The organism is Corallococcus praedator, assembly GCF_003612125.1.
GTDB classification, from domain to species: domain Bacteria; phylum Myxococcota; class Myxococcia; order Myxococcales; family Myxococcaceae; genus Corallococcus; species Corallococcus praedator.
Window position 1 is genome coordinate 1 of the sequence record NZ_RAWI01001344.1, and the last position, 398, is coordinate 398.

Sequence of the window (398 nt, forward strand, 5' to 3'; positions counted from 1 at the left end):
GTCATGCGCTGTCCTTCAGTTCGCGGCGAGGCGCGTGGCGGGGTCCCACGCGGCCTGGGCCCGTCTCGACCTGGGCCACGAGGGCCGAGACCGACGGGCCGATGATGTCCGTCACCAGCGACGGGTAGACGCCGAGCAGGATGGTCATGACGGCGAGAGGCGCGAGGATCGCCCGCTCGCGGCCCGTGAGGTCGCGGATGCCTTGGAGCGTCGTCTTGACGAGGTCGCCCATGACCACGCGGCGGTAGAGCCAGAGCGCATAGGCCGCCGACAGGATCACGCCGGTGGTGGCGACGAGGGCGACCCAGGTGTTGACCTGGAACACGGCCAGCAGGGTCAGGAACTCGCCGATGAAGCCCGACGTGCCAGGCAAGCCGACGTTCGCCATGGTGAAGAGG

1 protein-coding gene is annotated in these 398 nt (G+C 69.6%); it reads right to left on the reverse strand.

Translation table 11 applies throughout. From position 1 onward, the window contains the following. Position 1 precedes the first annotated feature (1 nt). Positions 2-398: proton-conducting transporter transmembrane domain-containing protein (locus D7Y13_RS44395; RefSeq protein WP_279637224.1), on the reverse strand; the 397-nt coding region annotated here is incomplete at its 5' end.